The 4047-nt window shown below is 54.0% G+C and carries 3 protein-coding genes and 2 pseudogenes; 3 read left to right on the forward strand and 2 right to left on the reverse strand.

Translation table 11 applies throughout. The features are described 5' to 3' along the window. Positions 1-67: 67 nt before the first annotated feature. A pseudogene (locus tag DVO78_RS17895) lies at positions 68-776 on the reverse strand (IS5 family transposase); the annotation flags it as partial. Between the two features lie 182 nt (positions 777-958). On the opposite strand from DVO78_RS17895, the gene DVO78_RS02800 reads away from it, so the two are divergent. Next, complete coding sequence (locus tag DVO78_RS02800; RefSeq protein ID WP_157983823.1) at positions 959-1930, forward strand: hydroxyacid dehydrogenase; 972 nt, start codon at positions 959-961, stop codon at positions 1928-1930. A 10-nt stretch (positions 1931-1940) separates the two neighbouring features. Beyond that, positions 1941-2567, forward strand: a complete 627-nt coding sequence (locus tag DVO78_RS02805) for an RraA family protein (protein ID WP_120003303.1) — start codon at positions 1941-1943, stop codon at positions 2565-2567. Here the strand turns inward: DVO78_RS02805 and DVO78_RS02810 are convergent. After that, entirely contained in the window at positions 2564-3238 is a 675-nt protein-coding gene (locus tag DVO78_RS02810; protein ID WP_157983824.1) for a GntR family transcriptional regulator, read from the reverse strand. The genes DVO78_RS02805 and DVO78_RS02810 overlap by 4 nt on opposite strands. A 488-nt stretch (positions 3239-3726) precedes the next feature. On the opposite strand from DVO78_RS02810, the pseudogene DVO78_RS02815 reads away from it, so the two are divergent. Beyond that, a pseudogene (locus DVO78_RS02815) lies at positions 3727-3966 on the forward strand (IS110 family transposase); the annotation flags it as partial. Positions 3967-4047: the final 81 nt, after the last annotated feature.

A 4047-nucleotide genomic window follows, 5' to 3' on the forward strand; every position in this document is an offset into this window, starting at 1 on the left:
GAGCCGGACCGGACAACACCACTTATCCTGTCGGAGAACTGGTGTTCTTAGAAGCTAACGGGGCGCACCGACTTCCGCGGCGCTGTCGGTGGCCGGCTTGGGCGGCCGATTCGCTGATCACCGCAGTGATGCCACGACGCCGCAGCAGCGCCCGGTTTGCCCGGTAGGAGTAGGCCTTGTCGCCCAGGAGCGCGTCCGGTCGGGTGCGGGGGCGGCCCGGGCCGAGGCGCTGAACTGCCAGCGAGTCCAGCAGTGGAGCGAACATCGGTGAGTCACCACCCTGGCAGGGGCCGAGCAGGATCACCAAGGGTCGACATCGCCCGTCCACGAGCTGGTGGATCTTGGTGGACAGGGCACCGCGCGAGCGGCCGATCGCATGATCGCCGGACTCTGTGCACGGATTCTTGTAACTCGATTCAGCCCTCTGTGTGGCGCGCGAGCGAGGTCGCGTGCTGATGGGCACGATTGATCGTCGAATCGACGCTCACGTCCCATTCCACCTCACCGGCCGCGTCGGCCTCGGCGACCAACCGGGCATGGATCCGATCCCAGGTGCCGTCGAGACTGAATCGCTTGTGCCGCTTCCAGATCGTCTGCCACGGCCCGAACGAGACCGGCAGATCTCTCCACGCGATCCCGGTCCTGAACCGGTAGATGATCCCCTCGACCACTTGGCGGTGGTCCCGGAACGGCCGAGACTTCTGGCCGACTGAGGACGGCATCAGCAGCGCGATCCGCTCCCACTGTGCATCTGTCAGCACTCGTTCACGAGACATGACACGACAAAACCAGCCAGAACACGCTCAACTAAGGAGACACGCTCTAATCCTGTATTGACAGATTTGCGTGCGCCAAGTCACACTAAACCCAGTTATAGGACATTGTCCCATTTTCACCAGAAACCTTCACCGCCCGTATTTGACTTAGCTATTTAGGGGAAATTTTGTCCGTCATATATGTGTCTGAACCCATATCGTGTTCTATCCTGGAAAACCTCGAGGATCGTTACCATGTCCACCGCGGTTACGGCGACGAAGCAGTGCCCTACCTGCAGGTAGCCCACGAGACCACGGCAATTATCCTCCGGAGCGCGCCCATCAGGCGGGAAGAGATCAAAGCATCGCCAAAACTCCAGATCATCGCCAGGCATGGCGTGGGCACCGACAACGTCGACATCGAAACTGCCACGGAACATCATGTTTGGGTTACCACAACCCCTGAGAGTAATAGCAGAGCGGTCGCGGAGCATGTATTCGCCCTAACACTCGCCATGAACAGGCAAATCCCACAAGCTTCATCAGCTGTCAAAACTGGAAGGTGGGTAAACATAAAACCACAAATTGAAGGTTTCGAACTACACGGAAAGACCCTCGGACTAGTCGGGTTTGGCAGTATTGCGCGGATTGTCCACCAAATTGGCCTCGGCTTCGGCATGAACTCACTCATCTATGACCCCTACCTAGAACCCCACAGTGCATCGGAACTCGGCGCACGACCAGCACCTCTCGAGGAAGTGCTCCGTGGCAGCGACATCGTGAGCCTGCATGTTCCTCTGACTAAATCAACCAGGCATTCGTTTAACCTATCGCTACTCGAGAAGATGAAATCGAGTGCGATACTCATTAATACTTCGCGTGGCGGCATTGTATGTGAAAAAGACCTTGTTACGGCTCTATGTAACAGAAGCATTCGAGGAGCTGCGACTGATGTCCTCGAAGGCGAATCAACCAACCCAAGCTCACCCACGAGTGCATCTCCCATCCCAATCAGTTCGCTAGACAATATTCTCGTCACGCCACATATAGCTGGTCAAACACGGGAGTCTTTTCTGAAAGCTGGTGAAATTGTGAGAGACAACATAGAACTAACACTTGCGGGAAAAACTCCAAAACATACCGTTAATCACTTATCCAAACTCAATCCTCTGTAAGGAGAATGCAGTGATAATCGAAGCTAACACTGATTCATTGTCGATCGCAGACGCATGGGACCGGACGCCGATTTCTGAGATTGAATCCCTGAGCAAATATCCTGTTTCACTCATAGCCGATGCACACCATCGGCTAAATGTAATGAGTTCATCGATTCAATTGGTGACCCCGCGTCGTCATCTGGCAGGAAATGTTTTGCCCATAACTTCTAGAGAAGGCGACAACCTTGCGATTCATCGCGCATTAGACGATGCCCGACCCGGTGATGTTCTAGTCGTGAACTCCATGGGAGACACTAACCGCGCTTGCTTTGGTGGAATACTTGGCGAACTCTGCATCCAGCGAAAGATTGCCGGAGTGGTCATTGACGGAGCGACGCGCGATGTGAGCGAGCTACAGTCGCAGGGTCTTCCAGTGTTTGCTAGAGGAATCTCTCCAGCAGGACCTTTCAAGTATGGTCCTGGCCGAATAGGCTTCCCCGTTGCATGCGGGAACGTTGTTTGTCAGCCTGGGGATGCTATATTTGGTGACGCAGACGGCGTTGTCGTAATTCCGAGATCACAGTTAGAAGAGGCACTCGACCGAGTAAAGGCGCAACAGGTTGTAGAAGAATCGATACTTGAGAGGATCGGTTAGATCCTATCAAGTGGCTGCCACATTTCTTCCCGCAACCTTGGTTCAGCGTGCGATCGATGTTCAACGATGGCATCCCTGAGCGATGCGACTCGTCTCTCACGCATAGCTTCCAGGATCACCAGATGCTCACGATAGCTAGTCTTCTGATTCTGCTCGTTGACAAAGTGTCTTATTCTATAACGCTCTGAGACGAACCATAAATTTCTGTAAATGCTTTTTATTGCTTCATGTAAAGATAAATCAATGATTCTGAAATGAAACTCTCTGTTTATTTTAGACATATATTTTGGATCTTTACTTCCGATAGACTTCAAAAATAGATTATTCATCTCCTCTAAGCTCTCTATATCATAATCTTCGACATTATTTACTATATCATCTATCGACTCAAGTTCTAGGATTTTAAGAACTTTGTAAATTTTCTCCAATTCATCAAGGCTAAATTTAGCAACAAAATACCCTCTATTTTTCTTATATTCGACCATTTGCTCGGCCTCGAGGATTCGCAGTGCTTCTCTGATCTGCAACCGACTAACTGCGAGTTCTTTTGCCAGCGGAATCTGCCGAATAGCCTCCCCAGGCTTCCAGGCTCCGCTCGCGACATAGTCTCGCACTGCATCTACTGCTCCCCGCTCGGCTAAATCACTCTTTACGATCTCTCGTCTACTCATCTTCTCCTCAGCAGTCGACGCTTCTTCCTTATAAGTTTGCCACACCCACGTTTACGTAGAAAAAAGGCTCTCCTCAGTGGTGGGGAGACGTTCTGTGTACCGTTGAAAGCCGCAGAAGATGGCAACTCAACCCTCGGTTCAGGTGCGCGCGATACCCCCGTTAGCGTATAGGTGACCCTGGAGTCCAGCAGGATGAAGGGGTTGGCCGGTCCGGTTCCTGGGCATGATCGTTTGCCCCAGTCATTGATGATCCGGGGGGTGTTGTCACCCAGGGACTGGTCTCGGGTGGATCGTGGATCGCTGATAGAGGCACGACAGCCCCCAGCCCGCTCCCCGGAGGCTGGTGGAGGGCTTGTTTTTGCTCACGTGGATGCCGAGCCTGACCCGCCCACCGACTCGCTCTTGTTCGGAGGGCTGTGGACTGGCTACATGGCCGCGGCACCGCCTTGCTGCTGCTGGTGACCCGCCTGCCCTTGTGGGAGTGATTGATGACCGGATTCGATCTGTTGCACTGTGCCTTGTTCATTGGCCTGGATGTCGGTAAGTCCGAGCACCACGCCACCGCCCTGACCACTACCGGTGAGAAAGTCTACGACAAGCCCCTACCCAACGATGAGACCAAACTGCGGACCCTGCTGGCGGAGCTGAGCTCAGTTCACGGGCCGGCGCTGTTAGTGGTCGATCAACCCGCCACTATCGGTGCCCTGCCGGTGGCAGTAGCACGAGCCGCCGAGGAAGTGGAGGTGTGAATCGGCCTGGGAATGATGGAGGGCTGGTTCAGGCTGCAGCGGGTTCGCTGAGCCGATGGT

This window comes from Nesterenkonia muleiensis, from assembly GCF_003600155.1.
GTDB lineage: Bacteria > Actinomycetota > Actinomycetes > Actinomycetales > Micrococcaceae > Nesterenkonia > Nesterenkonia muleiensis.